25 protein-coding genes are annotated in these 25,632 nt (G+C 68.2%); 8 read left to right on the top strand and 17 right to left on the bottom strand.

All coding sequences use genetic code 11. The features are described 5' to 3' along the window. Nucleotides 1-24: 24 nt before the first annotated feature. A complete protein-coding gene (locus AC04MD_RS01330) occupies nucleotides 25-2,943 on the top strand; it encodes a putative bifunctional diguanylate cyclase/phosphodiesterase (RefSeq protein ID WP_475495542.1) in 2,919 nt (972 codons plus the stop codon). Between the two features lie 146 nt (nucleotides 2,944-3,089). Here AC04MD_RS01330 and AC04MD_RS01325 read toward each other — a convergent pair whose 3' ends face one another. The 7 genes from AC04MD_RS01325 to AC04MD_RS01295 form a co-directional block, all read right to left on the bottom strand. Then, a complete protein-coding gene (locus AC04MD_RS01325; protein WP_475495541.1) occupies nucleotides 3,090-3,419 on the bottom strand; it encodes a thioredoxin family protein in 330 nt (109 codons plus the stop codon). Beyond that, nucleotides 3,416-3,820: a host attachment family protein gene (locus AC04MD_RS01320; protein WP_475495540.1), complete on the bottom strand. Its 405-nt coding sequence runs from the start codon at nucleotides 3,818-3,820 to the stop codon at nucleotides 3,416-3,418. Before AC04MD_RS01320 ends, AC04MD_RS01325 begins: the two co-directional genes overlap by 4 nt. A gap of 74 nt (nucleotides 3,821-3,894) precedes the next feature. Next, nucleotides 3,895-4,647: a hypothetical protein gene (locus tag AC04MD_RS01315; protein WP_475495539.1), complete on the bottom strand. Its 753-nt coding sequence runs from the start codon at nucleotides 4,645-4,647 to the stop codon at nucleotides 3,895-3,897. A gap of 197 nt (nucleotides 4,648-4,844) precedes the next feature. Further along, a complete protein-coding gene (locus AC04MD_RS01310; RefSeq protein ID WP_475495538.1) occupies nucleotides 4,845-5,972 on the bottom strand; it encodes a sensor histidine kinase in 1,128 nt (375 codons plus the stop codon). Between the two features lie 51 nt (nucleotides 5,973-6,023). Continuing rightward, nucleotides 6,024-6,338: a hypothetical protein gene (locus AC04MD_RS01305; RefSeq protein WP_475495537.1), complete on the bottom strand. Its 315-nt coding sequence runs from the start codon at nucleotides 6,336-6,338 to the stop codon at nucleotides 6,024-6,026. Further along, entirely contained in the window at nucleotides 6,339-6,533 is a 195-nt protein-coding gene (locus AC04MD_RS01300) for a hypothetical protein (RefSeq protein ID WP_475495536.1), read from the bottom strand. Between the two features lie 9 nt (nucleotides 6,534-6,542). Then, the gene (locus AC04MD_RS01295; protein WP_475495535.1) at nucleotides 6,543-6,728 is read right to left on the bottom strand and encodes a hypothetical protein; all 186 of its coding nucleotides are present in this window, start codon (nucleotides 6,726-6,728) and stop codon (nucleotides 6,543-6,545) included. Between the two features lie 175 nt (nucleotides 6,729-6,903). Here AC04MD_RS01295 and AC04MD_RS01290 point away from each other — a divergent pair, with 175 nt between their 5' ends. Beyond that, nucleotides 6,904-7,131 carry a hypothetical protein gene (locus AC04MD_RS01290; RefSeq protein WP_475495534.1) on the top strand — a complete coding sequence of 76 codons (228 nt, stop codon included), beginning with the start codon at nucleotides 6,904-6,906 and terminating at the stop codon, nucleotides 7,129-7,131. Nucleotides 7,132-7,140: 9 nt separating this feature from the next. Here AC04MD_RS01290 and AC04MD_RS01285 read toward each other — a convergent pair whose 3' ends face one another. The 4 genes from AC04MD_RS01285 to AC04MD_RS01270 form a co-directional block, all read right to left on the bottom strand. Continuing rightward, nucleotides 7,141-7,509 carry a response regulator gene (locus AC04MD_RS01285; protein ID WP_475495533.1) on the bottom strand — a complete coding sequence of 123 codons (369 nt, stop codon included), beginning with the start codon at nucleotides 7,507-7,509 and terminating at the stop codon, nucleotides 7,141-7,143. After that, nucleotides 7,506-8,882, bottom strand: a complete 1,377-nt coding sequence (locus AC04MD_RS01280) for an HWE histidine kinase domain-containing protein (protein ID WP_475495532.1) — start codon at nucleotides 8,880-8,882, stop codon at nucleotides 7,506-7,508. The genes AC04MD_RS01285 and AC04MD_RS01280 overlap by 4 nt, the downstream gene beginning before the upstream one ends. Nucleotides 8,883-9,092: 210 nt before the next feature. Continuing rightward, the gene (locus AC04MD_RS01275) at nucleotides 9,093-9,455 is read right to left on the bottom strand and encodes a hypothetical protein (protein ID WP_475495531.1); all 363 of its coding nucleotides are present in this window, start codon (nucleotides 9,453-9,455) and stop codon (nucleotides 9,093-9,095) included. Nucleotides 9,456-9,616: 161 nt separating this feature from the next. After that, nucleotides 9,617-11,314 carry a methyl-accepting chemotaxis protein gene (locus AC04MD_RS01270; RefSeq protein WP_475496147.1) on the bottom strand — a complete coding sequence of 566 codons (1,698 nt, stop codon included), beginning with the start codon at nucleotides 11,312-11,314 and terminating at the stop codon, nucleotides 9,617-9,619. Between the two features lie 400 nt (nucleotides 11,315-11,714). Here AC04MD_RS01270 and AC04MD_RS01265 point away from each other — a divergent pair, with 400 nt between their 5' ends. Further along, nucleotides 11,715-13,610 carry a diguanylate cyclase domain-containing protein gene (locus tag AC04MD_RS01265; protein ID WP_475495530.1) on the top strand — a complete coding sequence of 632 codons (1,896 nt, stop codon included), beginning with the start codon at nucleotides 11,715-11,717 and terminating at the stop codon, nucleotides 13,608-13,610. Beyond that, complete coding sequence (locus AC04MD_RS01260; RefSeq protein ID WP_475495529.1) at nucleotides 13,607-16,573, top strand: bifunctional diguanylate cyclase/phosphodiesterase; 2,967 nt, start codon at nucleotides 13,607-13,609, stop codon at nucleotides 16,571-16,573. Before AC04MD_RS01265 ends, AC04MD_RS01260 begins: the two co-directional genes overlap by 4 nt. A 51-nt stretch (nucleotides 16,574-16,624) precedes the next feature. Here the strand turns inward: AC04MD_RS01260 and AC04MD_RS01255 are convergent, their stop codons facing one another. The 5 genes from AC04MD_RS01255 to AC04MD_RS01235 all read right to left on the bottom strand — a co-directional run bounded on the left by AC04MD_RS01255 (nucleotide 16,625) and on the right by AC04MD_RS01235 (nucleotide 19,309). Beyond that, nucleotides 16,625-17,041, bottom strand: a complete 417-nt coding sequence (locus tag AC04MD_RS01255) for a nucleotide triphosphate diphosphatase NUDT15 (RefSeq protein ID WP_475495528.1) — start codon at nucleotides 17,039-17,041, stop codon at nucleotides 16,625-16,627. Nucleotides 17,042-17,077: 36 nt separating this feature from the next. Then, on the bottom strand, nucleotides 17,078-17,416 hold the full coding sequence (locus AC04MD_RS01250; protein ID WP_475495527.1) for a hypothetical protein: 339 nt from the start codon (nucleotides 17,414-17,416) through the stop codon (nucleotides 17,078-17,080). A 78-nt stretch (nucleotides 17,417-17,494) separates the two neighbouring features. Next, on the bottom strand, nucleotides 17,495-17,809 hold the full coding sequence (locus AC04MD_RS01245) for a hypothetical protein (RefSeq protein WP_475495526.1): 315 nt from the start codon (nucleotides 17,807-17,809) through the stop codon (nucleotides 17,495-17,497). A 123-nt stretch (nucleotides 17,810-17,932) separates the two neighbouring features. Further along, nucleotides 17,933-18,214, bottom strand: coding sequence for a hypothetical protein (locus AC04MD_RS01240; protein WP_475495525.1), 282 nt, complete (start codon nucleotides 18,212-18,214; stop codon nucleotides 17,933-17,935). A gap of 108 nt (nucleotides 18,215-18,322) precedes the next feature. Further along, nucleotides 18,323-19,309, bottom strand: coding sequence for a LysR family transcriptional regulator (locus AC04MD_RS01235; RefSeq protein ID WP_475495524.1), 987 nt, complete (start codon nucleotides 19,307-19,309; stop codon nucleotides 18,323-18,325). 97 nt (nucleotides 19,310-19,406) lie between these two features. Here AC04MD_RS01235 and AC04MD_RS01230 point away from each other — a divergent pair, with 97 nt between their 5' ends. The 3 genes from AC04MD_RS01230 (at nucleotide 19,407) to AC04MD_RS01220 (ending at nucleotide 21,492) form a co-directional block, all read left to right on the top strand. Further along, entirely contained in the window at nucleotides 19,407-19,736 is a 330-nt protein-coding gene (locus AC04MD_RS01230; RefSeq protein ID WP_475495523.1) for a nuclear transport factor 2 family protein, read from the top strand. Then, nucleotides 19,733-20,515, top strand: a complete 783-nt coding sequence (locus tag AC04MD_RS01225; protein ID WP_475495522.1) for an SDR family oxidoreductase — start codon at nucleotides 19,733-19,735, stop codon at nucleotides 20,513-20,515. Before AC04MD_RS01230 ends, AC04MD_RS01225 begins: the two co-directional genes overlap by 4 nt. 191 nt (nucleotides 20,516-20,706) lie before the next feature. Beyond that, a complete protein-coding gene (locus AC04MD_RS01220; RefSeq protein ID WP_475495521.1) occupies nucleotides 20,707-21,492 on the top strand; it encodes an alpha/beta fold hydrolase in 786 nt (261 codons plus the stop codon). Between the two features lie 143 nt (nucleotides 21,493-21,635). Here the strand turns inward: AC04MD_RS01220 and AC04MD_RS01215 are convergent, their stop codons facing one another. Next, nucleotides 21,636-22,862: an HD-GYP domain-containing protein gene (locus tag AC04MD_RS01215; protein ID WP_475495520.1), complete on the bottom strand. Its 1,227-nt coding sequence runs from the start codon at nucleotides 22,860-22,862 to the stop codon at nucleotides 21,636-21,638. A gap of 305 nt (nucleotides 22,863-23,167) precedes the next feature. Between AC04MD_RS01215 and AC04MD_RS01210 the strand changes: the two genes are divergently transcribed. Further along, nucleotides 23,168-25,600 (top strand): methyl-accepting chemotaxis protein, encoded by a 2,433-nt coding sequence (locus AC04MD_RS01210; protein WP_475495519.1) that lies wholly within the window; start codon nucleotides 23,168-23,170, stop codon nucleotides 25,598-25,600. The last annotated feature ends 32 nt before the right edge of the window (nucleotides 25,601-25,632 follow it).

The raw sequence follows: 25,632 nt of genomic DNA, 5'->3' as shown, positions 1-25,632 counted from the left end.
CGGCCTGCCCCGCCCGAGACCGCCATGAAGATCTCCATCCCCGAGACCAGTGGCGTCTCGGCGCCGTACGTGCGCTGGGTGGCGCCGATGCTCGGCCTGCTGCTGACCACCGGCATGGTGGGCATCAGCATCACCGACCGGGCGGCCCGCGTGCGCGCCGCGGAGGCCCACACCGAGGCCGATGCGCACGCGCTGCACGACACCGTACGCGCGCATGCTCTGGGGATCGTGCGTTACCTGCACGCGATCGGGCCGCAGGCCGATGCCCTGGTCGCCGGCGCGCGCGGCGGCGAGCGGGTCAGTGGGGCGCTGCCGCCGGACATCGGGCTCGCGCCGCGGCCGGTGAATGTCTATGACGGTACCGGGCGCCCGCTGCTCGCGAGCGCAGGCGTCTGGCACACCCTGCCCACGCTGGCGGCACAGGCGCGCCAGGAGGCTGGCATCTTGGTCAGCTACGCCACCCTCGGCGCCAGCGACGCTGCTCAACTGTGGATCGGCGTGCGAACGCCGGCAGGCCATTGGGTCGTTACCCCGGTACCGGCCAGCGAGTTGGCCGCACCGCTGTCCGCACTGGAAATCGGCGAGAACGGCATCGCCCGCGTGCGTGGCCGCAATGGCATTCCCCTGGCCAGCCTGGGCGTCGGCGCTGCGGCGCGCTTCACCCATCGCTACGCGCCGCCGGACTCGCCGTTCCAGACCGAAGTCGGCGTTGCCCGTGCCGACTACCTGGCGGCCTGGCAGCGCGAAAGCGCAGCCGCGCTGGCCACCCTGCTGGCGTACTGGCTGGCGGTGGCGTTCGTCATCCAGCGCGTATCCCGCTCGGAGGCCTACAACAGCGCGGCCTACGCGGAACTGCAGCGCTACGCCGGCTGGCTGCGGTTGGCGCAGGACGCGGCCAATACCGGCATCTGGGTGCTGGACCCGGATCGCGAACAGGCTCGGCTCTCCGGCCGTGCCCTGGACATCCTGGGCCGCGATGCCGACGCCAGCCCAATGCCCATCGAGGATTTCCTCGCTCACGTCCACGTCGACCACCGCGCCGATGAAGCCGACCTGCTGCAGCACGCGCTGCGGGCGCAGACCGACTTCCAGTCCGAGTTCCGCATCGTCCGCGCCGACGGCAGCGTGCGCTGGGTGCGTTCGCAGGGCGGTGCACGCCGCGACCACGATGGCATCTACCTGCTCGTCGGCACCTTGCAGGACGTCACCGAACGCCGCCTGCAGCAGGCGCAGCTGGAGCAGGCCGAGCAGCAGTTCCGGGAACTGTTCGACCTCAATCCGCTGCCGTTCTGGGTGTTCGATGTGCGGACGCTGCGATTCCTGGCGGTCAACGAGACTGCGGTACGCAACTACGGCTACCGCAAGGACGAATTCCTCGCCATGAGCATCCTCGACATACGGCCCGTCCCGGACCATGGAGCTGTTCGCGCCGCTGTCGCCAGTCACGACGAACACGCGGGCGATGACCGTGTCTGGACACACCTCACCCGCGACGGGCAGGCACTGTCGGTACGCGTGCACACGAGCACCATCGTGTTCGGGGGCCACGACGCGCGCCTGGTGCTGGCCGAAGACGTAACGGAGCGCGTGGCCTATGAACGCGGCCTGGCCTGGCGCGCCAGCCATGACGAAACCACCGGCCTGCTGAAGAAGGCGGCGATGGCCGATGCGTTCGCACGTCGCGCGTCTCCTGCCACGCCCCCCGAACGACCGCTGGCGGCCGCGATCCATGTACAGCTGCGCGACCTCGACATCGTCGATTCGGTGCTCGGCCAGAGCGCCGCGCGCGACATCGTGCGTTCGCTCGGCCGGCGCCTGTGCGACGCGCTGTGCGAGCGCACGCTCGTGGGCTTCGACCCGCCGAGTGCTTTCGTGGTCCTGGTGCCGGTGGCCGCCAACGCGCCGGCGGCCGTACAGCGGATCGAAGCGGCACTCGCACAGCCGCTGGAAACGGACCACGGCAGCCACCGCATCGACGCATGGATCGGCGTGGCGGCGCAGAACTGTCCGCAGGAACCGTTCGATGCCGTAATCGGCCACGCCGCCCTGGCCTGCATGCAGGCGCGCAGGGAGCGAGTGCCGACAATGCATTACACCGTCAGCCTGTCCAGGCGCGCCGAAGACCGCCTGGCCATCATCCCGCGCCTGCGCCAGGCGCTGGCCACCAATGCGTTCCACCTGGCCTTCCAGCCGATCGTCGCCGCGGACGATGGCCGTCTGCTGGCGTTGGAGGCGCTGCTGCGCTGGACGGCGGAAGAAGGCCCGGTGCCGCCGGACACCTTCATTCCGTTGTGCGAGGAGTCCGGCCTGATCGTGCCGATCGGCGAATGGGTGCTGACCGCATGCGCCGAAGCGCACTGCGCGCTCGCCCTTCAGTATGCGCACGACATCCCGATCGCGGTCAACGTGTCGGCGGTGCAGTTCATGACCGGTGCGCTGCCCGAGACCGTGGACGCGATCCAGCGCACCTACGGCCTGCCGCCCGGTGCCCTGCAGGTGGAGCTGACGGAGAGCGCCATGATGCGCCGCCCTGCGCTGGTGCGCGAAGCCGTACGCCAGCTGCGCGTGCAGGGGTGCGGCGTGTCGGTGGACGACTTCGGCACCGGCTACGCCAGCATGACCTACCTGCGCGACCTGCAGCTCGACAAGCTGAAGATCGACCGCAGCTTCGTACGCGGCGTGCACCTCGACGCCAGGATCGCTTCCATCTGCCAGTCGATCATCGCACTTGGCCACGGCCTCGGATTGCAGGTGGTGGCCGAAGGCGTGGAAAGTGCTGGCGAACTGGCGTGGCTGCGCGCGCAGGGCGCCGACCAGATCCAGGGCTTTCTGGTAGCCAGACCCATGCCCATGCCCGATCTTCTTGCATGGATGACTGCGCGCGCCCGCGATCTCGTGCTGCAGACCCGGACGCCACCGCACACCGACAGTGTCGTGGCCTGACCGCCGCGCACACGACGCATGTGCGGCGCGCGCCTGGGCCGGATTCGGCTGGCCGCTACCACGCTGGCGCCACGTCGCCTACCAGCGACTCGACGCCCCCCCCCAACAAGACATTCGGACAGGTGCGATCCCAGTTGGCACTGGTGTCACGCGCCGCGCACGTTGCGTACCACGTCCAGATCCGACGACCGTGTCGGGCGCACCGCGCGCGCACGCTCGCGGCCGTTCTCGAGCACGATGACCGTCGGCCAGAGCTTCACACCGAACGACCGCCCCAGCGGCCGTCCCTTGCCGTCCTCTACCTTCAGGTGGACGACGTCCCCGTCCACCTCGGCAAGCCAGTCGCGCAGCAGGGGCTGGGCGGCGTGGCAATGTCCGCACCACGGAGCGCCGAACTCGAGGACCACCACGCCCTGCATGGTATCGATCGCGGTTCGGGACGGCTCGGTGGCCGGGTAGTCGGCGCTGTACGTCATGACGCCATTGCGATCAGCCGTTCGATGTCGTCCAGCCGGCTGTTGGTCAGGTCCTTGGCGAACTCGCCGACGAGGCGCTGCGTCGCTTCCTTGTGCAGCAGCGGACGCACGCGGCCCAACGTGGTCGGATCGGCGATCAGCACCAGGTGCTGGTATCGCTGCTTCAACGCACTGTCGTTCAAACCCTTTGCCAACTGCTTGGCGAAGGTGGCTTCGTCGATCTGGCGGCTGGTGGACTCGCCGGGAAGACGTCCCGACGGGCCATCATCGTTCATGTCCATCAGTTCGAGCAGGTCGTACTGGTGCAGCGATACCTCGCCTTTCTCGCCACGGTTGCGGAAGATGCGTGCGCCGTCGCCGTCCGCCACGACCACCAGGGTATCCACCGGCAATGAACTCATGTCGATCTCCTCGATAAAGGACGCGATCGGCGTGCCGTGCTCCATCCACCGGATGGAGCACGTCGCCTCACGCCTCAGTGCGGCTTCTGGCGGTCCAGGGTGAAGGCATCGGCGACCGCATGCTTGGCGCGCTCCCAGCTCAACCGGGACTCGCCCTTGAAACGACCCCAGCCACGCTCGAGGTCGGCCGACAGGCTGTCGTCCCACTCACGGTCGGCGTATTCGCCGCGCGCGTAGGTACCGTAGCGATAGGCGGGACGATAGTCGTCGTACTCGTCGCCCTTCTCGCGATACGGTGCCGTGTCGAAGCGCTCCGCATAGGTATCGTCGGTCCATGCATAGGCGCCGTAAGTACGGTCGGCGCGCTCCCAGGCGTCCTGCAGCGCGGGGCGTGCGCGCTCCCAGTCCAGACGCGACTCGCCGCGTCGCTCGTCCCAGCCGGCCTGCAGGCGGCGCTCGGTCTCTTCCCACGACTGTTCGGGATACTCGCCACGTGCCACCGCACCGGCCTGGTAGACGCCCGCGTAATCGCGCTGGAAGTCGTGTTCGCCCGAGTAATAGGGACGCGTGGGCGCGGTTTCGCGCCAATAGTCCGTTTCACCGGTGGGGTCGATGCGCTCGGCCACGCCCTTGCCGGCGGCGGCGCCGAGTACCGTCCCGGCCGCTGCGCCGATCAGCGTGCCGATGGGGCCGAATACGGTGCCGGCCACCGCACCCGCGGCCAGTCCGCCGGCCGCGCCGCCGACGCCGACGCCGACCGGGTGCGAGCCCGGCGCGCCGCTGATCGGGTCGCGGTTCGCATCGCGTTGTGAAGTATCGCGTGTCATCTGATTATCCTCCGGAGTTGATGAGGCGATGCGACATGCATCGCTCCATTCCACGCGAACGTCACGGTGTGCGTCATGCGTGGAGTAACCCCGATATTCCGCATCCGGAGTGATCACCATGTGCACTGGCGTGCACGCGACTCATGTTGGTGAGTACACCGTGAGTGCATTGCCGGCGCCAGTGGCGTGCGCACGCGCTACGCGCGCTTCCCGCCCTGTCGAGGCAGCAGGATGACGAACGTCGTCCTGCCGTTCTCGGAGCCGGCCGTGACCTCGCCACCGTGCGCGTGCGCGATCTCGCGCACGATGAACAGTCCCAATCCCAGGCTGCTGTGCTCGCCCTTGTTGGCGGCCTGCGAGCCCCTTCTCAACGGATCGAACAGCGCATTGAGTGCATCGCCCGACAGTGGCGCACCGGCATTGCTCACCGAGATCGCGACATGGTCGGTGCGTCCGATCACCGACACGCCGATCTCGGCATCCGCGTCGCCGTACTTCGCGGCGTTGGTCACCAGGTTGTGGATCGCTTCGCGGACACGCGCATCGTCGAACTCGCCCCAGGTATCACCCTCGACATGCAGCGCGATGGGTGCATCCTTCAGCGACGCACGCAGCAGTTCCACCTCTTCGGTCACTGCCTCGCCAAGATCGCAGGACGCCCGCTGCAGGACCATGCCGCCGCCCAGCGTGCTCTTGCTGTAGTCCAGCAATCCGTCCACCAGCCGACCCAGCTGCACGCCGCCACTGAGGACGCGTTCCACCTGGCGTGCGTACGGGGCATCCCGTGTACGGTCCACCAGCAGCTCCGCCGTCCCGATGACCGCATTCAGCGGTCCACGCAGGTCGTGGCCCAGCGCACCGAGGAACACGTGACGCCACGACTCCACCGTGTGCGAGAACTCGAGCAGCGACTCGGCCACCGCCTGGTCGATCGCTTCGTTGAAGCGGATCATGTCGTCGATCGAACCGGCAGCCAGAGCCTGGCCGGCTGCCCACAACCGCAGCACCGACGCACGCAGTGCGCGGTACTCCGCGATCATCTGGTTGACGCCGAAGCCGTCGTTCGCGCGGCTCCTGCCGTGGCTGGTCGCGGCCGACTCCGGCCCCCTGCGCACGGGTGCGCGCCCCTCGGCCTTGGCGCGCTGTTGCGATGGACTCTGCGGCGTACGCAGGTCCATCACGATCGCGCGCAGGATCAGTGGAATATCGTTGCGCAACGTCTTTACGTCGAACCGCATGCCGTCCGGCGTCTGGGTGATCGCGAACTCCACGGCGTCATCGAGGATCCGCTCGCTGTTCGCTTCAATGAAGTCGCCAAGTCGCATGGGCACTCCTTCCTGCTCCGCCGGTGAGGTAGTGGTCGAGGTCATCGCGGTTCAGTCCGCGATGCTGCGCGGGTCGCGCGGATCATCAATATGGATTTGCGTGGCCGGCGGTTGATCCGGACCGCCGGGCACCTCGTCCGGATTTCCCGGATCACGTGGTGACGCCGGCGTGTCGGGATCTTCCGGCCTGTAGGGATCGCTCGGCTTGCCCGGCTCGCTGGGCTTGCCGGGCGCCGACGGTTGGCCGGGCGGCGTCGGCACGCCCGGCGGGGTGGGTTTGCCCGGCTCGCTGGGTTGCGGCTTGCCGTGGGCCGTAATGAATGTCTGCACGGGAATCTCCTTCGCGCCGACGCGCGGCACGATCACTTACTCCCTCGCGGTGGATGCCTGCAGCGCTGCCGCCAGCCCGGCGTCGCCGGATACGAGGTCGGCCCAGCGCACTTCCACACCGTTGCGCCGTCCCTTTTCGACCAGCTTCAGGCCATGGGGGTCGATGGTCAGCGTGTAGGCCTTTTCGCCGATGGTGATTTCGCGCCGCAGCGCCTTGTCGAGTGGGGTCATGGTGCCTCCTTAGATCTGAGCGGGATGGTCGCGGAGCTGGCCTTCCGCAGCGCCGGGCTCCACGGCCGGATCGTTGCGTTCTTCGTTGGTGCGCTTGCCGGGCGATTCGCCGGGCGTCAGCGGGCTGTCGGGACGGCGCTGCCGCTCCACCGCATTCGGTGCCACGGGCGTAGCCTCCTGGGTCGTTCGATCCACGGGAAAGTCCTCGCATTGCGTGCGACCAGCGTGGCCAGAAAAACGTTGAGGATGCGTGATGAAAACGTCCACGTTTTCAGCATTCGCTCACACAGCAGCGCCTACACGACTGCCGGCTGAACACGCTCACGGCCCGCCCACGGCATTTTTACGACGCGGTCGCCAGCATCGTCCCATGCTTTCCCAAGAACGCATCGACGCGCGTCTGTCAGACGCCGAAAACCTGGTCCGCTCCGGCGCCGACATCGGCGATCCCCATGCTTTCCTGCGCAGCCTGTGGACGCAGGTCTACGACCATGCCCCGATGCACCTGCGCTCGGCCGTTCTGCGCCGCCTGCACGGCGTGGCGCGAGTATTGGGCATCAGCTATGAGCACGGCGGCGCATCGGCGCCGACACGATGATCGACCGGGTCAGTCGGCGTTCGCTCGCAACTGCGTGAGCGCCGCGTCTATGTCGTGCCGCCGGAACGGCTTTGCCAGGACCGGCGCATCGGCAAAGCGTGGCGGCAGACCCTGCTGGCCGTAACCGGTGGTGAACAGGAACGGGATGCCGCGTTCCCGCAGCGCGTCGGCGACCGGAAAGGATTCGGTGCCGGCGAGATTGACGTCGACCACGGCGAGGTCGATCTGCAGCGATGCCAGATGCCCCAGCGCCTCGTCCACCGATGCGGCGGTGCCCGCGATCTCATAGCCCAGCGTGGGCAGCAGCTCTTCCATCAGCATGACCAGCATGAACTCGTCTTCCACGATCAGCACACGGGCGGCGGTGTCCGAGGTCATGCGACGGCTCCTTCTTTGGCGAGCGGGGCGGTGATCTGGCAGACCACGCCGGTGGGCAGGAAATCGAGCGACACGTGGCCGCCGAGGTCGTGGCGCAGGCCGCGTTCGATCAGGTGCGATCCGAAACCGCGCCGGACCGGAGCGACCACCGGCGGTCCGCCCCGCTCTTCCCAGCGCAGCACGAGGCAATCGTCGCCATCGTGCACCTCGCGTGTCCAGCGGATGTCGACATGGCCGCCCTCTGCGGACAGCGAGCCATATTTCATCGCGTTGGCACACAACTCGTGCAGCGCCATGGTGAGCGCCAGCGCGCGTTGCGGCTCCAGTTCGATGGGGAACCCCTGCAGCGTGAAGCGGTCGCTGTCGTCCTGCATGCAGGGGGCGATCGCCGTCCGCACGATCGCTTCCAGCGGCGCGTGCACCCATTGCTTGTGCGTCAGCATGTCGTGCGCCTGGCTCAGCGCATGCAGGCGCGCCTCGAAGCGCTCGTAGGACGGCGACGCATCGCCGTTGCTGCCCAGCGTCTGCAGGGCCATCGACTGCACGATGGCCAGCGTGTTCTTTACCCGGTGGTTGAGTTCGGCGAGCAGCAGGCGCTGGTGCTCTTCGTACCGCTTGCGCTCGCTGATGTCGGTGGCGGCGCCGAACCACTCGGTGATCTGGCCGCCGATCGGCCGGATCGGTACCGCGCGCGAGGACACCCACGACCACGAGCCGCTATTGTTGCGTACGCGGTGTTCGGCTTCATAGGGGCTCTGCGTCGCCCGCGCACGGGCGATGGCCTGGCTGACCCGGTCGCGGTCGTCCGGATGGATCATCACCTCCAGCCAGTCAGGCGTCAGCGAGCCGTGGCGCCCGAGCAGCAGGCTGCCACCGACGATGTCGACTTCGCTCCAGTCGTCGTTGGTGCGGTAGACCAGGTCGGTGGTCGCATCGACCATCGCGGCCAGCCGCTCCTCGCTGCGACGGCGAGCTTCCTCATGCTGCTTGCGGTCGGTGACGTCGCGGGTGGTACCGGCGACGGCTTCGACTTCGCCATCCGGCCCGATCACCGGCATCAGCAGGTAGTCGTAGATGCGCCGTCCGTTGGTCCCGTTGAACGGTACGTCGCCGCGTACCGGCTGGCGAGTGGCGACGACCTGCTCGATCTCGCGGTCGTGCATCGCCGCGTGCCAGGGTTCGTAACCGATCTCCAGGCAGTTCTTGCCGATGGCTTCATCCCATGTCATGCCCCACATGGCCAGCAGTGCAGCGTTGGCATAGGTGAAGCGATGCTGCAGGTCCCACATGTAGACGAAGTCGGGGGTGACCTGCAGGAGGGTCTCGTACAGCCGGACGCGCTGCTCCACGGGAGAGCCCGGTCCGGCTGCCATCGAAGAGGTATTCACGCAAGTCCTTGCCCACCGGCGACGTGTTCAGCTTATCGTCCGCGCGTGTTGGCAAGCCGTGAAACCGCGCGCGTCGCATACCTGCGGTTAATCATCCCGGCGTACGCCTGACGCGGAGACGGGCGCGAGCCGGCCGTCCCGGACCATCAACCTGCGAGGCAAGAAAGCACTGCGAGCGCATCCCTGGACGCGCCCTCACATGAACCAGCTGAATTGGGATTCGATGCGCTGGTTGCCGATCGTCAGGGCAGCCTTGTTGCCGCGGACCACCAGCGTGAAGGGCTCGACACGGGGATCGCCGCCCTTGTACGTCAGCACCAGTACCTCGCGACGGGTGTCGAACACCTCGACCTCGTAATTCCCCCGCAGGACGACACCCTGCTTGTCGCCCGGCGCATGGAAGCTGATGCTGGCCACCTCCGGCCGGACGTCGTGGCCGATCTCCATGGAAAGCCAGTAGCCCTGCCCGTAGAAGGAGAGCGTCGTCGTCGCGGACGCGACGACGGCGACCAGCAGGAGCGTCATCGCAAGACAGCAGGCACGGAAACGGTGGCTCATGATCACTCCTTTCATCATGAAGGCGCCGATGAGCACGGATCGCGCACCGGGGTATCGGCCGACCCGATAGTAGGGTGCGCATGGCCGTGCAACAAGGAGGATTCCCTGCCCTCCCGCCGATGTTCCGGTGCACGGCCCTCGCCTGCCGGCCGGCGCTTGTCCTACGCGTGGAAGCGCGCCACCGCCTCCAGCAACTGCTCCGCCTGGTCCTGCAGGCTGTGCGCGGCGGCGGAGGCTTCTTCCACCAGGGCCGCGTTCTGCTGCGTGTTGTGGTCGATATGGTTGATCGTCTGGTTGACCTGGTCCAGCGCCAGGCTCTGCTCCTGCGAGGCCTGGCTGATCTGGCCGATCAGCGTGCTCACCCGCACCACGCTGGCGACGATCTCTTCCATGTTGGCGCCGGCGTGCTCCACCTGCCGACCGCCCTCCTCCACCCGCGCCAGCGAATCACCGATCAATTGCTTGATCTCGCGCGCCGCACCGCCGCAACGCTGCGCCAGCGAGCGGACTTCGCTCGCCACCACCGCGAAACCGCGGCCCTGCTCGCCCGCACGCGCTGCCTCGACCGCCGCGTTGAGCGCCAGGATGTTGGTCTGGAACGCGATGCCGTCGATCACGCCGATGATGTCGGCGATGCGCCGCGACGAGGCGTTGATCTGCGACATGGTGTCCACCACGCCATGCACCACCTGCCCGCCACGCGCCGCGACATCAGTGGCGCCCACAGCGAGGTCGGCGGCCATGCGGGCGTTGTCCGCGGTGTGGCGCACGGTCGCACTCAGTTCGGCTACCGACGACGCGGTTTCCTCCACCGATGCGGCCTGCTGTTCGGTGCGCACCGACAGGTCGCTGTTACCCGCGGCGATATCGCGCACGCCGGCGTTGACGACCTCGGCCGCGCCCTGGATGTCGCCCACCAGGCTGGCCATCACCTCGACCAGCGCATTGATGCCCTGGCACAGCTCGGCGACCGCGCCGTCCTTGTCGGCGGTGGGCACGCGCACGGTCAGGTCGCCGGACTGCGCCGACTGCACCACCTGCCGGCTCTGCGCCAGCGCGGCCCGCATGGCCAGCGTGGCACGCACCTGCCCGGTCACGTCGGTGGCGTACTTGACCACCTTCACCGGATGGCCCGAGGCATCGAAGATCGGGTTGTACGAGGCCTGGATCCAGATCTCGCGCCCGCCCTTGCCAAGCCGCAGGTATTGGCCGGCGTCGTATTCGCCGCGGCCCAGCTTCTCCCAAAACGCGCGGTACTCGGGGCTGTCGCGGTATGCCGCGTCGGCGAACATCGAGTGGTGTCGGCCCTGCACTTCCTCCGACCGGTAGCCCATCGCGTCCAGGAAGTTCTGGTTGGCCGACAGGATGGTGCCGGTCAGGTCGAACTCGATCACCGCCTGCGACTTGTTGATCGCGGCCAGCTGGCCGGCGTAGTCGGCCGCCTGCAACGTCTGCCGGGTGATGTCGGTGGCGAACTTGATGACCTTGTACGGCTTGCCCTGCGGGTCGAACACGGGATTGTAGGAGGCCTGGATCCAGACCTCGCGGCCGCCCTTGCCGATGCGCCGGTACTGCCCTTCGTCGAACTCGCCACGCGCCAGCCGCGTCCAGAAGTCGCGGTAGGCCGCGCTCGCCGCGTAGTCCTCGTCGACGAACATGCGGTGGTGCCTGCCGACGATCTCCGGCAACGTGTAGCCCAGCGCGCCGAGGAAGTTGGCGTTGGCGGTCAGGATGTTGCCGGCCAGGTCGAACTCGATGACGGCCTGCACCTTGTGCAGGGCGTCGACCTGCGCCTGAAGTTCTGCAAGGCATGCGCGCCGCTGCGTTTCCTTTGCCGACACGCGATGGCCCGTCCCCATCAGGCGGGCGACCCACGAACGCCAGTCGACGGAGGGTGCGGCGTCTGGCGACAGGGTGGCGGCGGTGGTCATGGTCATGCTCCTGGGTGCTTGCACGGCGACGGACCCGATCGGATCGATGAGGTCGACGTCGCTGCGCCGGCGCCTTCGTTCGCTGGCGCCGCACCTGCATAACGGCCATGGGCACTCCGCCTTGAGGTCGCCATGCGCCAACTACACGCGTGAACCCATATCCGTGACAAACCCCCGGATTTCACTGCTTCGCCCTGCTAACCGCGCTGAGCAACGCTTACGTGTTCGCCCGCACACAGACGCGCCTCCGCACGGGCGGGCCGTCTGCACGCCACGCATACAACCCGAGCGCGAGGATGAGGCCATGTTGCATTGACAGGATGTTGGCATGTCCACGTGGCCTCGCAGGACGGGAGGATCGGACATCGTCCTGGCCGCCCTGCTGATCATGGCGGGTGCCTGGCTGTCGATCCGCTGGGCGGTCCGGCCCGGGGAGCTTCCCGCGGTCTGGATTCCCGGCGGACTGCTTTGCGCGTGGCTGCTGGTCAGGCCGCGCGACACCTGGTGGCGCTACGGCATTGCGGGCTCCGTCGCGGACGCGGCGGGCCAGTGGCTGGCCGGCGCACCGCCGGCATTCGCGATGGCGCTGGCCGCCTGCCATCTGTTCGAAGCGCTGTGTATCGCCTTCTTGATCCGCCGCCACATTCCCGACATCAGCGATCCGCGGCACTGGGTCCATCTCGGCGGTGTCGCCACCGCCAGCACGCTTGTCGTGTGCGCGGTGTCGGCCGCAGCCGGAACGCAACTGGAAGGCCCGATGCCGGGCGCGGATCCGCTCGTGACGTTCGCCACCTGGTACGGTGCGCATGTACTGGGCCTGGTGATCGTCGGCACCACGGCGTTGATCCTCCATGTCGAGGGCCTGCGCTTCCTCGCGCCCCCGGGTCGTCGCCTCGACTTCGCGCTCAGCATGGGCTTGGTGGCGCTGATGGCCGGGCTGGCCTTCCTGAGCCACTACGCCCTGCTCTTCCTCACCTATCCGCCGTTGCTGTTCGGCGCGTTCCGCCATCGCTTCGGTGGCGTCGCGGTCGGGATATCGCTGCTGGCCGTCATCGGCGTGACCTTCACCGCGACAGGCCATGGCCCACTCGCCGACATGCCCGCGCGGGGCGACGCATGGCGCACGGTGCTGCTGCAGTCGTACCTCGCCGGCGCGTGCCTGATCACCCTGCCGGTGGTGCTGGCCATGGCCGAGCGCGACCGGCTGACCGCGCGCGTGCGCGACAGCGAGCAGCGCTACCGGCTGCTGGCGGATTTTTCCGGCGACCTGGTGGTGCGCCTCGACTCCGCGGGCGAACGCACGTACGTGTCGCCGTCCTCGCGCGACATGCTGGGCTGGGCCCCCGAGGAGATGCTGGGGACGCGCTGGGACCTGCTGCATCCCGACGACCGCGAGGCGCAGCGCCAGGCGATGCTCGAAGTCGTCGCCTCCGGCCTGCCGCAGACGCATCGCTACCGCGTGCGGCACCGCGAAGGCCGCTACGTGTGGACGGAAGTGGTGATGCGATCCGCGCCGCGCGAAGGCGCGGAGGGCGAACGCGACCTGATCCTGTCCGGGCGCGACATCAGCAGGCGCGTCGCGGCCGAGCAGGCGCTGGAGGCCAGCCGGCAGGAACTGCAGCGGCTGACGATGATCGATGCGCTGACCGGCATCGCCAACCGCCGGCAGCTCGAGCATCGCCTGGCGTTGGCGATCGCCCGGTTGGGCATGGAAGGCAGCGCGGTGGCGCTGTTCTTCCTCGACATCGACTACTTCAAGGGCGTCAACGACACCCATGGCCACGCCAGTGGCGACAGCGTGATCCGCACTTTCGCGCAGCGGCTGCAGACGCATGCCGGCGACGGGTCGCTGGTGGCCCGGCTGGGCGGCGACGAATTCGTCATCCTGCAGGATGGCGACGCGACGCTGGCCTCGGCGACGAAGAGCGCGCGCACGCTGCTGGCGGCCGTCAGGGCACCCATGCGCATCGGCGACACCGCGCTCACCGTGACCACCAGCATCGGCGTGGCGTTCGCCGCCGCATCCGCCAGCGAAGACGACTTGTTGGCAGCGGCGGACGAAGCCCTGTACACAGCCAAGCAGAAGGGACGCGACCGCCATGAGGTCGCCGTCGTCGCCGTCGGGGGCGACGCTGGCGGGAAGCAGCACGGGAAGGCAGTACCGCCCGGCGACGGTCCGCCGCGCGCAGGCAGGGGACGCCGCAGCAGATGGGGGACCGGATGAAGGGAAGATCATCGGACGCCGCAGGAGGAAGGAAGACATTCGTCCGCTGGATCGGTGTCTGCCTGGGCATCGTGATCAGCGCAGGATTGCTGTTCACCATCGTCCTGGACCGGCTGGCGAGAACGGAAGCCGCGCGCCGCCAGAGCACCGCGGTGACGATCGGCGTGGACCGGCTGCTGCATTTCGAGATCCGCAACCTGGAACGCGCCATGCGCGGCATGGCCGCGATCGCGGACGGCTACGCGAGCGAGCGCGAGGACAGGAGCCGCTGGGACCTGCCCGGCGAGATCCGCGGCGTCGTCTCCCGCCATGCGGAACTGCAGGACATCGATCTGTACGGCGCGGACGGACAGGCCATCTACCGCGGGGTCAGCGCCTACGGCCAGGACACCCTGCCCCTTGATGCCAGCCAGGCGCAGGCCCGCACACTCGGCGTCGGACGACTGGTCATCGAAGGGCGTGCCGAGCCCATCGTCCCGCTGGCGTTGCGGACCGCCGAAGGCAACTGGCTGGTGGCGCGCCTGCGCACGGCCGAGCTGCAGCGGATGCTGGAAGGCCTGGATCTCGGCGAGCAAGGCAGCGTCGGCATCCTCAGCCACGACGGCATCGTGCTGGCCCGTCGCGGCGCCAGCGGTGCGCACGTGGGGCGGCAGGTGCCGCTGCCCGCGGGACTGACGCCGGGCTCCACGGCACAGGTGGACGTCGTCAGCCGGCTGGACGGCATCGAGCGCTTCGCGAGTTTCGCCGGCACCAGCGGCTATCCCTTCGTGGTGGCCGCCGGCATCTCGAAGCAGGAAGCGCTCGCGCCGTGGCGCGCGTATGCGATCACCGCCATCGGCCTGCTGGTGCTGTACTGGCTGGGCACGTTCTACCTGATGCGCAAGACCGCCAGTTCGGAATCCGCGCGCGACCTCGCGCACGACGAACTGCAGCGGCACGCGGACTGGCTGACCAAGGCGCAGGAGGCCTCGCAGGCCGGCGTGTGGGCGATGGAGCGGGACAGCGAACAGGTACGGGCCTCGGCGCATGCCGCGCGCCTGTTCGGCTTCCCGCCGGTGCCCGGCATGCTGCCGCTGGACGAGTTCTTCCAGCGGATGGACGCGGACGACCGCGAGCGCGTGGAGCAGGCATTCGCCGCCGCCTGGGAGAGCGGCGAACCGTTCCATTCCGAATACCGCATCCGGCTGCCGGACGGGCGCCAGCGCTGGATCGACGCCAGGGGCGCGCTGGCGCACGATGCCGGCCGGACGCCGCGCATGACCGGCACGATCGTCGACGTCAGCGAGCGCCGCAACCAGCAGGAGCAGCTCGCACGCGCCGAAACCCAGTTCCGCGAACTGTTCGAGCTGAACCCGCTGCCGTTCTGGGTCTTCGACGTGCAGACCCTGCGCTTCCTGGCGGTGAACGAGGCCGCGATCCGTCGCTACGGCTACTCGCGCGAGGAATTCCTCGGCATGACCATCCTGCAGATCCGTCCGCCCGAAGAGCAGGCGGCCGTGCAGGCGAGCGTCGTCGAGGTCGACGAGCCCCGCGACGCCTCCCGCGTCTGGCTGCATGCCACGCGCGACGGCAAACGGATCCACGTGCGGATCCACAGCAGCAGCATCCGCTTCGACGGTCACGACGCACGCCTGGTGCTGGCCGAGGACGTCAGCGAACGGGTCGCCTACGAGCACGATCTCGCCTGGCGCGCCGCGCACGACGAGACCACCGGCCTGCTCAACCTGCGCACCTTCGCGGAACAGGTGGAACAGCTGCCGCGGGACGCGCCCGACGCGACGTACGCGGTGGTGTACGTGCAGCTGCGCGACCTGGACCTGGTGTCGCCGATGTTCGGGCGGCGCACGCGCGACGAGATCGTCGCCGCCGTCGCCCGGCGTATCGCCGCGACGGACGGCCGCGTCGGCCCGGTGGCGTATGTGCCGGCGGACGCCTTCCTGGTCGCGGTCCCGCAGGCAGGACAGTGGGATCGCGTGGTCGACGCGCTGCATGCCCTGTTCGCGGCGCCGGTGGTATCGGAGACGGGCAGCCACCGGGTGGAAGCCTGGGTCGGCGTGGCGTTCCAGCAACACCCGGACCAGAGCGGCGAGGACGTGGTGGGCCATGCGGCCCTGGCGGCGCTGCAGGCGCGTGCCGACAACGTGCCGACGATGCACTACTCGGACCTGCTGGCGGTCAAGGCGAGCGCGCGCCTGGCGATCGTCGGCCGGCTGCGGCACGCGCTGGCGAACGAGGAGTTCGAGCTGTTCTTCCAGCCGATCCGGCGCGTGCGCGATGGCCGGGTGGTGGCCGCGGAAGCGCTGCTGCGCTGGCGCACGCCGGACGGCTACGTGCCGCCGTCCAGCTTCATTCCGCTGAGCGAGGAATCGGGACTGATCGCCCCCATCGGCGAATGGGTGATCGAGCAGGCGGCGCAGGCGCAGGCGCGACTGGTCGCGGCGGGCTTCCCCCACGTCGCGGTCGCCATCAACGTCTCCGCCGTCCAGTTCATGACCGGTGCGGTGCCGCGGCAGATCCGCGAGGCCGCGCGGCGCCACGGGCTGGCGCGCGGTGCGCTGCACGTGGAGCTCACCGAGAGCGCGATGCTGCGGCGGCCGGATGCGGCGAAGTTCGCGATGGAGGAGCTGCAGCAGGACGGCGTCTGCGTCTCTATCGACGACTTCGGCACCGGCTTCTCCAGCATGGCCTACCTGCGCGACCTGTCGCTGGACCACCTGAAGATCGACCGCAGCTTCGTCGACCACGTGGACCGTGATCCGCGCAATGCGTCGATCTGCCGGGCGCTGATCGCGCTGGGCCAGGGACTGGAACTGAGCATCGTGGCCGAAGGCGTGGAGCGCGCGGAGGAACTGGCGTGGCTGTCCGCCCAGGGCGTCGAGCAGGTGCAGGGCTACTACATCGCCCGCCCCGTGCCGCTGGGCGACTTCATCGCGTGGCTGGAAGCGTCGGTGGTGCCGCGGTGAGGGCAATTGAATCAAGCCGAATCGCCTAGCAGGTTCGGCTTGGATAGACCGTCAGTCCGCTCCCTCCGGCACAAACCCGGTGGCACGCAGCGTCGCAAGCGGCGGGAACAGGGGACTCGGGAGTTCCGCCCAGCGACACCAGACCCAGCCCGCACACTTTTCCGGCTCGCGCCGCTCCGGAGCACCGGCATCGCTGCGGGCCACCACGAACAGCGTGATGTAGTGCTTTCCTTCCGTGGCGAATACGTCGCTGGTGTAGGGCGCGGCGGCGATGTCGCCGATCTCCAGCCCGGTTTCCTCGTAGACCTCGCGTGCGGCACACGCCGCGACGCTCTCGCCGAACTCCAGATGGCCGCCCGGCAGCGCCCAGGTGCCCTCCCCGTGCGAGCCGATCCTCTGTCCCAGCAGCACCCGCCCATCGCGCATGACGATCACGCCAACACCCACACGTGGTTTCTCTTCAGCCATTGGCGCAGCCCTCGCGGAGCGTGATGGTGTAGTCCTTCATTCCGTATCGACTCGATGATCGATGCCATGGCGCGCGAGCGCGTCCAGACACTGGGCGACGTGGTGAGCCGTGAGTCCGTCGAAGTAGATGCGGGCAGAATCGCCGACACGTCCAATTGCAAGATCGCCGCCATCGCCGAGCCAGAGTTGCAGCAGCGCCCCCGACTGGAATTCCTCGAGCGCCGCCTGCGCTGACGCCACGACCAAGCGCTCACCCTGGCTGGCGAAGACACTGATCGCTCCCGAGTGCGGGTGCTGCCATGACCATCCGGCGCGGACCAGCGCGTCGGCGATGGCCTCCGGTCTTGCACGTACATCTGCGACGAGGGTTGGCATGTCAGTCTGCGGCAGAGTCAATCCGCCCCGCGACGCGGGTCAGGTTGGAGTAAACGGTTGGGCAGCCCCATCGCCTGGTCAAAAGAGAAAGCTGCCGAATTTGAACAGAACGGCTTTGTCGCGAAACACCCCAAAGAAATTACCGCCGGTCCTGGGGCAATAGACGTGACGGAGATCGTCGCCCGGCTGCATCATGGCCATGGCGGTCGCCCATTCGGATGAGTCTGCGAGAACCGGATTGCCGAGCCGGTCCGCCAGGTCCAGCGCCTGGTAGCGCCTCATCGGCTCGGAAACGTCGCATCCGGCGAACCCCAAACTGCGGGCGACACGCCTCGGCTCCATGTCCGACTGGATACGGTGCGCGCAGCCAGCGCCGGATACGCCAACGAGCATGGCTACTGCAAGCGCAGCGTGGAGGGTTGTCGAGTTTCCACAGCGCATGATGCTGTCCCCTGTCGCCTGAGTTACGCCGACCGGCGAAGCGGGCTCGACTTGAACGAACTTTTAGTCACCGGCCTACCTCAGTTCGTAGTTGACGAAGCTGTTCCACCCTTCGATCGCCTCTTGTGCTGCACTTTGGTGCTTTCGAACAGCATCCTCTTGCTCCTCGACGAAGTCGCCAATGCACTGCTTGTAATCTTCTACGTCGTCCCGAAACTGCTGTACCTCCCACTCCGAGTTGAACCGGTAAGGCTTGTACGGCTTGGAGCAAGAATGCGATGGCGTGAACATGTCGGCGCGCGCCGCGCCGACGAACAGCATGAGAAGCAGTACGGCCAGAACTGGTCGGAAGCGCATAGGTATCTCCTTGTTGCCCCACTACCGATCGCCTGGGCCCTGCGCCCGACTGGGCACACCACGCTCAGCACACCGCACGATGCGCCATCCCCTTGATGCCGGTCGATCTTAGGGCGGCGCACTCCGGCCAACAAGCCGCCCCGAACTGCGACCTCCCTGCCCGCGCTCAGCGGCTCCGCGCTGCTTCACAGCTTCTCCAATATCCCGATCCAGCAGACAGTCGATGAAGGCACGCAGCGCCGGCAGCATGTAGCGGCGGCTCGAGTAGTAGAGGTAGAGGCCGGGCACGGTCGGCGACCAGTCGGCGAGGACGCGTTTCAGGCGTCCGTCGCGCAAGGCCTCGGCGATGTCGTCGTCGTTGTAGGCGTAGAGGATGCCGAGCCCCTGCAGCGCGGCGGGCACGATGATGTCCTGGTGGTTCGCGATCACCCGACCCTCGCCGAACACCTCGACCGTCTTGCCCTTCTTCGCGAACGACCAGCCCGCGACCTTGCCGCTGCCGGGGAAGCGCCAGTTGATGCACGCGTGACGGTCCAGGTCGGCGGGCGTCTTCGGTTCGCCATGCTGCGCGAGATACTCCGGCGAGGCCACGGCCAGCAGTTCGATGTCCGGCGTCAGCCGCACGGCCACCATGTCCTTCTGCAGGCGGCCACCCACGCGAATGCCGGCATCGAAGCCTTCGCCGGCGATGTCGCTCAGCGCGTCGTCGATCACGATGTCGAGCACGACATCGGGGTTGGCCTTGGCGAACCGCCCGAGCCGCGGCGCGAGCACGCGCTTGGCCGCCATGCTCAGCGTGTTGATGCGCAGCGTGCCCGCGGCGCGTGCGCTCGTGCCCACCGCCTGCGCCACCGCCTCGTCCATGTCGCGCAGCATCGGCGCCATGCGCTCGTGCAGCCGGCGGCCCGGTTCGGTCGGCGACACGCTGCGCGTGGTGCGGTTCAACAGGCGCACGCCCAACCGCGATTCCAGTTGGCGGATGGTCTGGCTGAGCGCGGACCGCGACAGCCCCAGGTGATCGGCAGCGCGGGCGAAGCTGGCCCGGTCGACGACGGCCACGAAGGCCTTCAGTTCCGCGAATTCGGCGCCGCGCATTGTGTACGGATTCCTACATAGCTTGATCGGATCATAGGTGATTTTCTTACCCAGGTGGACGGATCAATCTAGGTCCACACCACCCCGGAGCACCGCCATGAACGACCTGATCCTGCCCGAGCCCATCGCGGCCTACTTCGACGCCGACCGCCAGGACGGCCCGGCCGTCGCCCGCTGTTTCACCAGGGACGGCCTGGTCCTGGACGAAGGCCACACCCATTCGGGTCTCGCCGCGATCGAAGCCTGGAAGACCGACGCGTCCGCCAGGTACACCTATACCGCCACGCCCCACACGTTGGAGACGCAGGGCCGCAGTTACACCGTGACCAGCCGCGTGTCGGGCGACTTCCCGGGCAGCCCGGTGGACCTGCGGTACCGCTTCACCCTGGAGCGCGGCAAGATCGCCACGCTGGAGATCGCGCCATGAGCTTCGATCTCTCCCTCGCAGGCAAGCGCGTCGTGGTCACCGGCGGCACGCGCGGCGTCGGCGGCGCTGTCGTCGAGCTGCTGGCCTCATTGCAGGCGCGCATCGTGGCGACCGCGCTGTCGGCACCGAAGCAGCCCCTCGACGGCGTGCACTACGTGGCCGCCAACCTGGCCACCGCCGACGGCGTCCGCGCCGCGACGGACGCGGCCCAGCACCATCTCGGCGGCGTCGACATCCTCATCAACGTGGTGGGCGGCTCGTCGGCACCTGCGGGCGGTTTCGCCAGGCTGGACGATGGCGAGTGGGCGAAGGCGCTCGACCTCAACCTGATGTCGGCCGTGCGCATGGACCGCGCCCTGCTGCCGGCGATGCTCGCGCAGGGATCCGGCGTGATCCTGCACGTGACCTCGATCCAGCGCCTGCTGCCGCTGCACGATTCCACCATCGCCTACGCCGCCGCGAAGGCCGCGTTGTCGACCTACAGCAAGGCGCTGTCGAAGGAAGTCACCCCGCAGGGCGTGCGCGTGGTGCGCGTGTCGCCGGGCTGGATCGAGACCGAAGCCTCGATCGATTTCCTCGGCAGCATCGCCGCCAATGCCGGCACGGATTACGAAGGCGCCAAGCAGATGGTCATGAACGCGCTGGGCGGCATTCCCGTCGGGCGTCCGGCCAAGCCCTCCGAGGTCGCCGACCTCATCGCGTTCCTGGTCTCGCCCCGCGCCGCGTCCATCTCGGGGTCGGAACACACGATCGACGGCGGCACCGTGCCCACGGCGTAAGCCCCGCCGATGGCCTCCCTGCCCGCCGGCACCGCAGCGGGCAGACGCGACAGGGCGCGCGGCCGGAACGTACGCTCGATCAATTTTTCAGGACGTTACGTAACCGATGGTTCCGGCCACGCCGGCAAAGTACCCCTGCCGGCCAACGCCGCACCCCGAACGCCACCCACCACCGCCCCGAGGACACGACCATGTTCAAGCTCATCCCCGCCCTGCTCGCCGCCGCCCTGGCCACCACACTCTCCCCCACCGCCCACGCGGCCCCCACCGCCCGCGACAGCGACGCAGTGAAGAACGTCGTGCTGGTGCACGGCGCCTTCGCCGACGGTGCCGGTTGGCGCCCGGTGTACGACGACCTGACCGCGCGCGGTTACCGCGTGTCCATCGTGCAGAACCCGCTGACGTCGCTCGCCGACGATGTCGCCGCGACCAGGCGCGTGCTCGACCGCCAGGACGGTCCGGCCATCCTGGTCGGGCATTCGTGGGGCGGCACGGTGATCACCGAAGCCGGCGTGCACGACAAGGTGGCCGGCCTGGTCTATGTGTCGGCGCTGGCGCCGGACGCTGGCGAGACCACGGCGCAGCAGTACACGGGCTTCGCGCCGACGCCGGAGTTCGTCATCGAGACCAGCGCCGACGGCTTCGGCTTCATCGCGCCGGCGAAGTTCAAGGCCGGCTTCGCGCACGACACGACGGATGCGGACGCGGCGTTCCTGCGCGATTCGCAGGTGCCGATCAACATGGCGTCGTTCGGCACCGTGCTGACGCAGGCGGCGTGGCGCAGCAAGCCCAGCTGGGCGGTGATCGCCACCGAAGACAAGGCCTTCGACCAGGCCATGCTCATCCACATGGCCGAGCGCATCCACGCGCGCATCACCAAGGTCTCCGCCAGCCACGCGGTCTTCATGACGCAGCCGAAGGTGGTGGCCGACACCATCGACCGCGCGGCGAAGGACGCGGCGCAGGCGGGCAAGTAAGCGGTGTTGCTGATGCGGGAAACAGGGAGGCTCCGCAGTGCGGGGCCTGATCATGGAGCCTCCCCTCGACTGATCCGCGACACGACCTCGGTCGACTTCGGCACGCCCCCGGCGCAGCCTTCGGCGAAAACGGTCGGCGCCGCTCACGCCATCCAGAGGCGCTCGAGATCCCTGAATCCCCATTTCCTGGGCGACTCGATGGAGACGATGCTGTCCTTGGACGCCGCAAGGTCCAGGTCCCGGCGAAACACCTGGGCATTGGACTTGGCGGAGTAGAACACCCGCACCGTGGGCGGAGCGAGCGGATGCTCACCGGCGGCGATGACCACCGCCAGATGGTCGGACGCCAGCCTGACCAGCGAGCCGAGCGGAAATATCCCCAGAACGCGTATCAGCCCCTTCAGCGCGGCGACATCGAAATGGCCTTGCCACGTGGCCATGCGGCGCAGCGACTCTGCGGGATCCCAGCCCGCCTTGTAAGGCCGGTTGGAGGTGATCGCGTCGTACACGTCGCAAACCGAACTGATGCGGGTAAGCATGGGCAGATCGTCGCTCGCGAGGGCATCGGGATATCCGCGTCCGTCCATGCGTTCATGGTGGTGGCGCACGACGTGCAGTACCTCGGGAACATCCATGCCGGCATCGCGCAAGATCTTCTCGCCCTGCTCGGGATGCAGGCGCATCTTGGCCATCTCGTCGTCCTGGAGCGCACCCGGCTTGTTGAGGATGCCCATCGGGACATGCGCCTTGCCCATGTCGTGCAGCAGGCCCGCCATCGCCGCGTGCTCGCGCTGCGATGCCGGCAGATCCAGTTCGCGCGCCACCGCCGCCATCAGGCCGGCGACCGCCACACTGTGCAGATAGGTGTAGTTGTCGGCCGTCTTCAATCGCGCCAGGCTGACCAGCGCCAGTGGATTGCGCGACACCGACTCGTCGATGCGGGTCGCAAGATCGCGCGCGCCGTCCAGCACGATCGTCCGTCCCATCCGCAACTCGCCGAACATCGCTTCGACCAGGGCGCGCCCGTCGTCGCAAATGAGTCTGGCGCGCGAGAGTTCGTCGGACAGTCCCGGCACGTCCTGCGGCGGAGGCTCCGCAGCGCGGACCGGGGCGTCCACGGCCTCCGCCGCCTCCCACGCGGCGGGCGGCGGGCTCGCGGCGCAGGAGGGCGCGCCAGCCGCATCCACGTCGCGCCCGCGCTGGGTGTCGATGTCCACCTCGGCGATCTCGCTGGCCAACAGCCGGTCGACATCGTCCTGGACCACGACGAAGCGCGTGCGCCAGAACGGATGCTCCAGCCACGGGCCGTGCAGCTTCACCACGTACATGCCCGCCCGCAACGTCTCGGTCGAGATCGTCTTCAACGCCATCACCCACCCCGGTCCGCCGTCTTCTCCACCTTCAAATTAGCGGCCCCGCTTTTCGTCATTGAAGGTGTGGGAGGACATCGGGACGAAGATGGTAATTGTGATTACCAAGCTCGGACCGGGCGCGGACGACGGACCGTTTCCAAGCCGTTTCAACCACTTGCGAGCGGATCGGGCGCGCGCGCCCGTGGTACGGCCCGCATCGCCGGCATTCCCCCTACCAACGTCTAAGGCCGGTGACCTCAGGTTCCCGCAGGCGCGCCGCTAACCCTGCGAACGACAACTGACGACCAAGGCGCGGACCGAACATGAATGCCCTACTCACTGCCTGGAATAACCGCAGCACCGCTTTCAAATTGACGCTGATCTGCTGTCTCTCCACGGTCGGCCTGCTGGTGCCTTCGGGGTTCTACCTGTCACAGCTGAACGACTCACGCGTGGTCAACCGCACCGAGGTCGACAGTCTTCCCGCGCTCGATGCGATGCTCGATGTGGTCAGGGCACTCAACCTGCGACGCGGTGCCGCCGATGCGACCACTGCGGAAGCGACCATCGATGTCGTCTCGCTGTACGACAAGGCCCTGGCGACCTCGGCCGCGCAACCTCATCTCGCGGGCAGCCACCAGAAGATCCAGGCGCTCGCCCGTCAATGGGAAAAGCTGAAGGCGGTGCCGCACGACGATCCAGCGCTCGCCGCCCACGTCGACGACGCACTGCTCGCCATCGACGCCCTCGGGGATGAGAGCCTGCTGGTCTATACGACGCACGCGGATACCTACCACCTCGTGCTGGCCACCACGCAGGACCTGCCCGACGCCAGCACCGCGCTCGCGACGCTGCTTGGCGACATCCGGCGCCGCGGCAGCGAGAACGAAGACGGACACCGGCTGGCGTTGAGGGAGCAGTTCCAGCGGTCCATACGCACGTACGCGCGGGAGATGGACAAGGCGATCGCGCTGTCGGGCACGGTCAGTCCGGCCCTGCGGAGCGGCCAGGCCGCCATCGAGGACGCCGCCGCCTTCAACGACGCACACGCCGACGCGGGCAAGCTGACCCAACTGGCCGCGACGCTGGAAGCCGCCGAAACCGCCGCATTGGTCGAACTCGCCAGCCAGTCCACCCGCCACGCGTCCTCTGCAAGCACCACGTTGACGATCGGCGCGACGCTGGTGGTGCTGATCCTGTCGCTGGTGGTCGGGGCGTCGTGGTACACCGTGCGCTCGGTCACCCGCGGCGTCCGCTACGCGGCGAACGTCGCCGGGCGCATCGCGCAGGGCGATCTGGATGCACGCATCCCGTCCCGCTACCACGATGAAATTGGCCAACTGCTGACAAGCATGCGCAACATGCAGGACACGATCCGGCGCGTGGTCGACTCCCAGCGCGAGATGGCCGCACGGCATGAAGAGGGCACCATCAGCTTCCGCTGCGACGAGCGTGCATTCCCCGGTGGCTTCGGCGAGATGGTCAAGGGCACCAACGACCTGGTGGCGTCCCATATCCAGGTCAAGATGCGGCTGGTGGAGGTCATGCAGTGCTATGCGATCGGCGACCTGTCGGTCGACATGGATGTGCTGCCCGGCGAAAAGGCCGTCCTCACCTCCGCGATGGACGAGGCCAAGCGCAACCTGCAGGCCATCAATGCCGACATCAAGCGCCTGGCCGCCGCGGCGGCGGCAGGGGATTTCTCGCAGCGTGGACCGGCCGGCGCCTACCAGCATGACTTCCATGACATGGTCGCCAGCCTAAATCGGCTGATGGATTCCACCGAAGGCAACCTGTCCGCACTCTCGGCGTTGCTCAAGGCAGTCGCCGAGGGCGACCTGACCCACACCATGCGCGGCGAGTTCCACGGTGTGTTCGCCACGATGCGCGACGACGCCAATGCGACGGTCGGGCAGCTCAGGAGCATCGTGTCGGGCATCCAGGAAGCCACCGGATCCATCAACACGGCCGCCAGCGAGATCGCAGCGGGCAACGCCGACCTCGCGCGGCGCACGGAAATGCAGGCGGCCAACCTGGAAGAAACCGCCGCGTCGATGGAGGAGCTGACGTCGACCGTTCGCCAGAACGCGGATTCGGCGCGCCAGGCCAACACGCACGCGCTGTCCGCCTCCGGCGTCGCTGCCGAGGGCGGCCAGATCGTCGGTCGGGCCGTCGAGACGATGATGCAGATCGAGCAATCGTCACGCCGCATCTCCGAGATCATTTCCGTCATCGACGGCATCGCGTTCCAGACCAACATCCTGGCGTTGAACGCCGCGGTGGAAGCCGCCCGTGCGGGAGAACAGGGGCGTGGCTTCGCCGTGGTCGCCAGCGAGGTGAGGACGCTCGCGCAGCGATCGGCGACCGCCGCCAAGGAGATCAAGCAGTTGATCGAAGCGTCGGTGGAACGCATCAACGATGGGTCGGCGCTCGTGGGCGAGGCCGGCGATTCGATGGTCAACGTGGTCGCCGCCGTCCAGCGCGTCAGCGAGATCATGTCCGAGATCGCGGCGGCGTCGCAGGAGCAGGCGGCCGGCATCGACCAGGTGAACCAGTCCATCGTCCAGATCGACGAGACCACCCAACAGAATGCCGCCCTGGTGGAAGAGGCTTCGGCCGCCGCGCGCGCGATGGAAGCGCAGGCGCACGACCTGCGGCGCAGCGTGTCCACGTTCCGGACCACCGAGCGCGCGGCACCGCGGACCGTCGGCCCCACCCCCGCCCGGCGCGCGGCAAGAACGGCGCTGGAGGCCTGATCATCCAGGGTCGGGCGGTGGGATCGCCCGGC

Source organism: Pseudoxanthomonas sp. LjRoot206 (assembly GCF_056175725.1).
Note: the sequence above shows the minus strand (reverse complement) of the source record. Positions and strands in the feature narration are given on the sequence as shown.

What these genes read in the sequence shown, in the direction of transcription:
- AC04MD_RS01330 (WP_475495542.1), top strand. Translation starts at nt 25, where the DNA reads ATGAAGATCTCCATCCCCGAGACCAGTGGCGTCTCGGCGCCGTACGTG.
- AC04MD_RS01325 (WP_475495541.1), bottom strand. Translation starts at nt 3,419, where the DNA reads ATGACGTACAGCGCCGACTACCCGGCCACCGAGCCGTCCCGAACCGCG.
- AC04MD_RS01320 (WP_475495540.1), bottom strand. Translation starts at nt 3,820, where the DNA reads ATGAGTTCATTGCCGGTGGATACCCTGGTGGTCGTGGCGGACGGCGAC.
- AC04MD_RS01315 (WP_475495539.1), bottom strand. Translation starts at nt 4,647, where the DNA reads ATGACACGCGATACTTCACAACGCGATGCGAACCGCGACCCGATCAGC.
- AC04MD_RS01310 (WP_475495538.1), bottom strand. Translation starts at nt 5,972, where the DNA reads ATGCGACTTGGCGACTTCATTGAAGCGAACAGCGAGCGGATCCTCGAT.
- AC04MD_RS01300 (WP_475495536.1), bottom strand. Translation starts at nt 6,533, where the DNA reads ATGACCCCACTCGACAAGGCGCTGCGGCGCGAAATCACCATCGGCGAA.
- AC04MD_RS01290 (WP_475495534.1), top strand. Translation starts at nt 6,904, where the DNA reads ATGCTTTCCCAAGAACGCATCGACGCGCGTCTGTCAGACGCCGAAAAC.
- AC04MD_RS01285 (WP_475495533.1), bottom strand. Translation starts at nt 7,509, where the DNA reads ATGACCTCGGACACCGCCGCCCGTGTGCTGATCGTGGAAGACGAGTTC.
- AC04MD_RS01280 (WP_475495532.1), bottom strand. Translation starts at nt 8,882, where the DNA reads ATGGCAGCCGGACCGGGCTCTCCCGTGGAGCAGCGCGTCCGGCTGTAC.
- AC04MD_RS01275 (WP_475495531.1), bottom strand. Translation starts at nt 9,455, where the DNA reads ATGAGCCACCGTTTCCGTGCCTGCTGTCTTGCGATGACGCTCCTGCTG.
- AC04MD_RS01270 (WP_475496147.1), bottom strand. Translation starts at nt 11,314, where the DNA reads ATGGGGACGGGCCATCGCGTGTCGGCAAAGGAAACGCAGCGGCGCGCA.
- AC04MD_RS01265 (WP_475495530.1), top strand. Translation starts at nt 11,715, where the DNA reads ATGTCCACGTGGCCTCGCAGGACGGGAGGATCGGACATCGTCCTGGCC.
- AC04MD_RS01260 (WP_475495529.1), top strand. Translation starts at nt 13,607, where the DNA reads ATGAAGGGAAGATCATCGGACGCCGCAGGAGGAAGGAAGACATTCGTC.
- AC04MD_RS01255 (WP_475495528.1), bottom strand. Translation starts at nt 17,041, where the DNA reads ATGGCTGAAGAGAAACCACGTGTGGGTGTTGGCGTGATCGTCATGCGC.
- AC04MD_RS01250 (WP_475495527.1), bottom strand. Translation starts at nt 17,416, where the DNA reads ATGCCAACCCTCGTCGCAGATGTACGTGCAAGACCGGAGGCCATCGCC.
- AC04MD_RS01245 (WP_475495526.1), bottom strand. Translation starts at nt 17,809, where the DNA reads ATGCTCGTTGGCGTATCCGGCGCTGGCTGCGCGCACCGTATCCAGTCG.
- AC04MD_RS01240 (WP_475495525.1), bottom strand. Translation starts at nt 18,214, where the DNA reads ATGCGCTTCCGACCAGTTCTGGCCGTACTGCTTCTCATGCTGTTCGTC.
- AC04MD_RS01235 (WP_475495524.1), bottom strand. Translation starts at nt 19,309, where the DNA reads ATGCGCGGCGCCGAATTCGCGGAACTGAAGGCCTTCGTGGCCGTCGTC.
- AC04MD_RS01230 (WP_475495523.1), top strand. Translation starts at nt 19,407, where the DNA reads ATGAACGACCTGATCCTGCCCGAGCCCATCGCGGCCTACTTCGACGCC.
- AC04MD_RS01225 (WP_475495522.1), top strand. Translation starts at nt 19,733, where the DNA reads ATGAGCTTCGATCTCTCCCTCGCAGGCAAGCGCGTCGTGGTCACCGGC.
- AC04MD_RS01220 (WP_475495521.1), top strand. Translation starts at nt 20,707, where the DNA reads ATGTTCAAGCTCATCCCCGCCCTGCTCGCCGCCGCCCTGGCCACCACA.
- AC04MD_RS01215 (WP_475495520.1), bottom strand. Translation starts at nt 22,862, where the DNA reads ATGGCGTTGAAGACGATCTCGACCGAGACGTTGCGGGCGGGCATGTAC.
- AC04MD_RS01210 (WP_475495519.1), top strand. Translation starts at nt 23,168, where the DNA reads ATGAATGCCCTACTCACTGCCTGGAATAACCGCAGCACCGCTTTCAAA.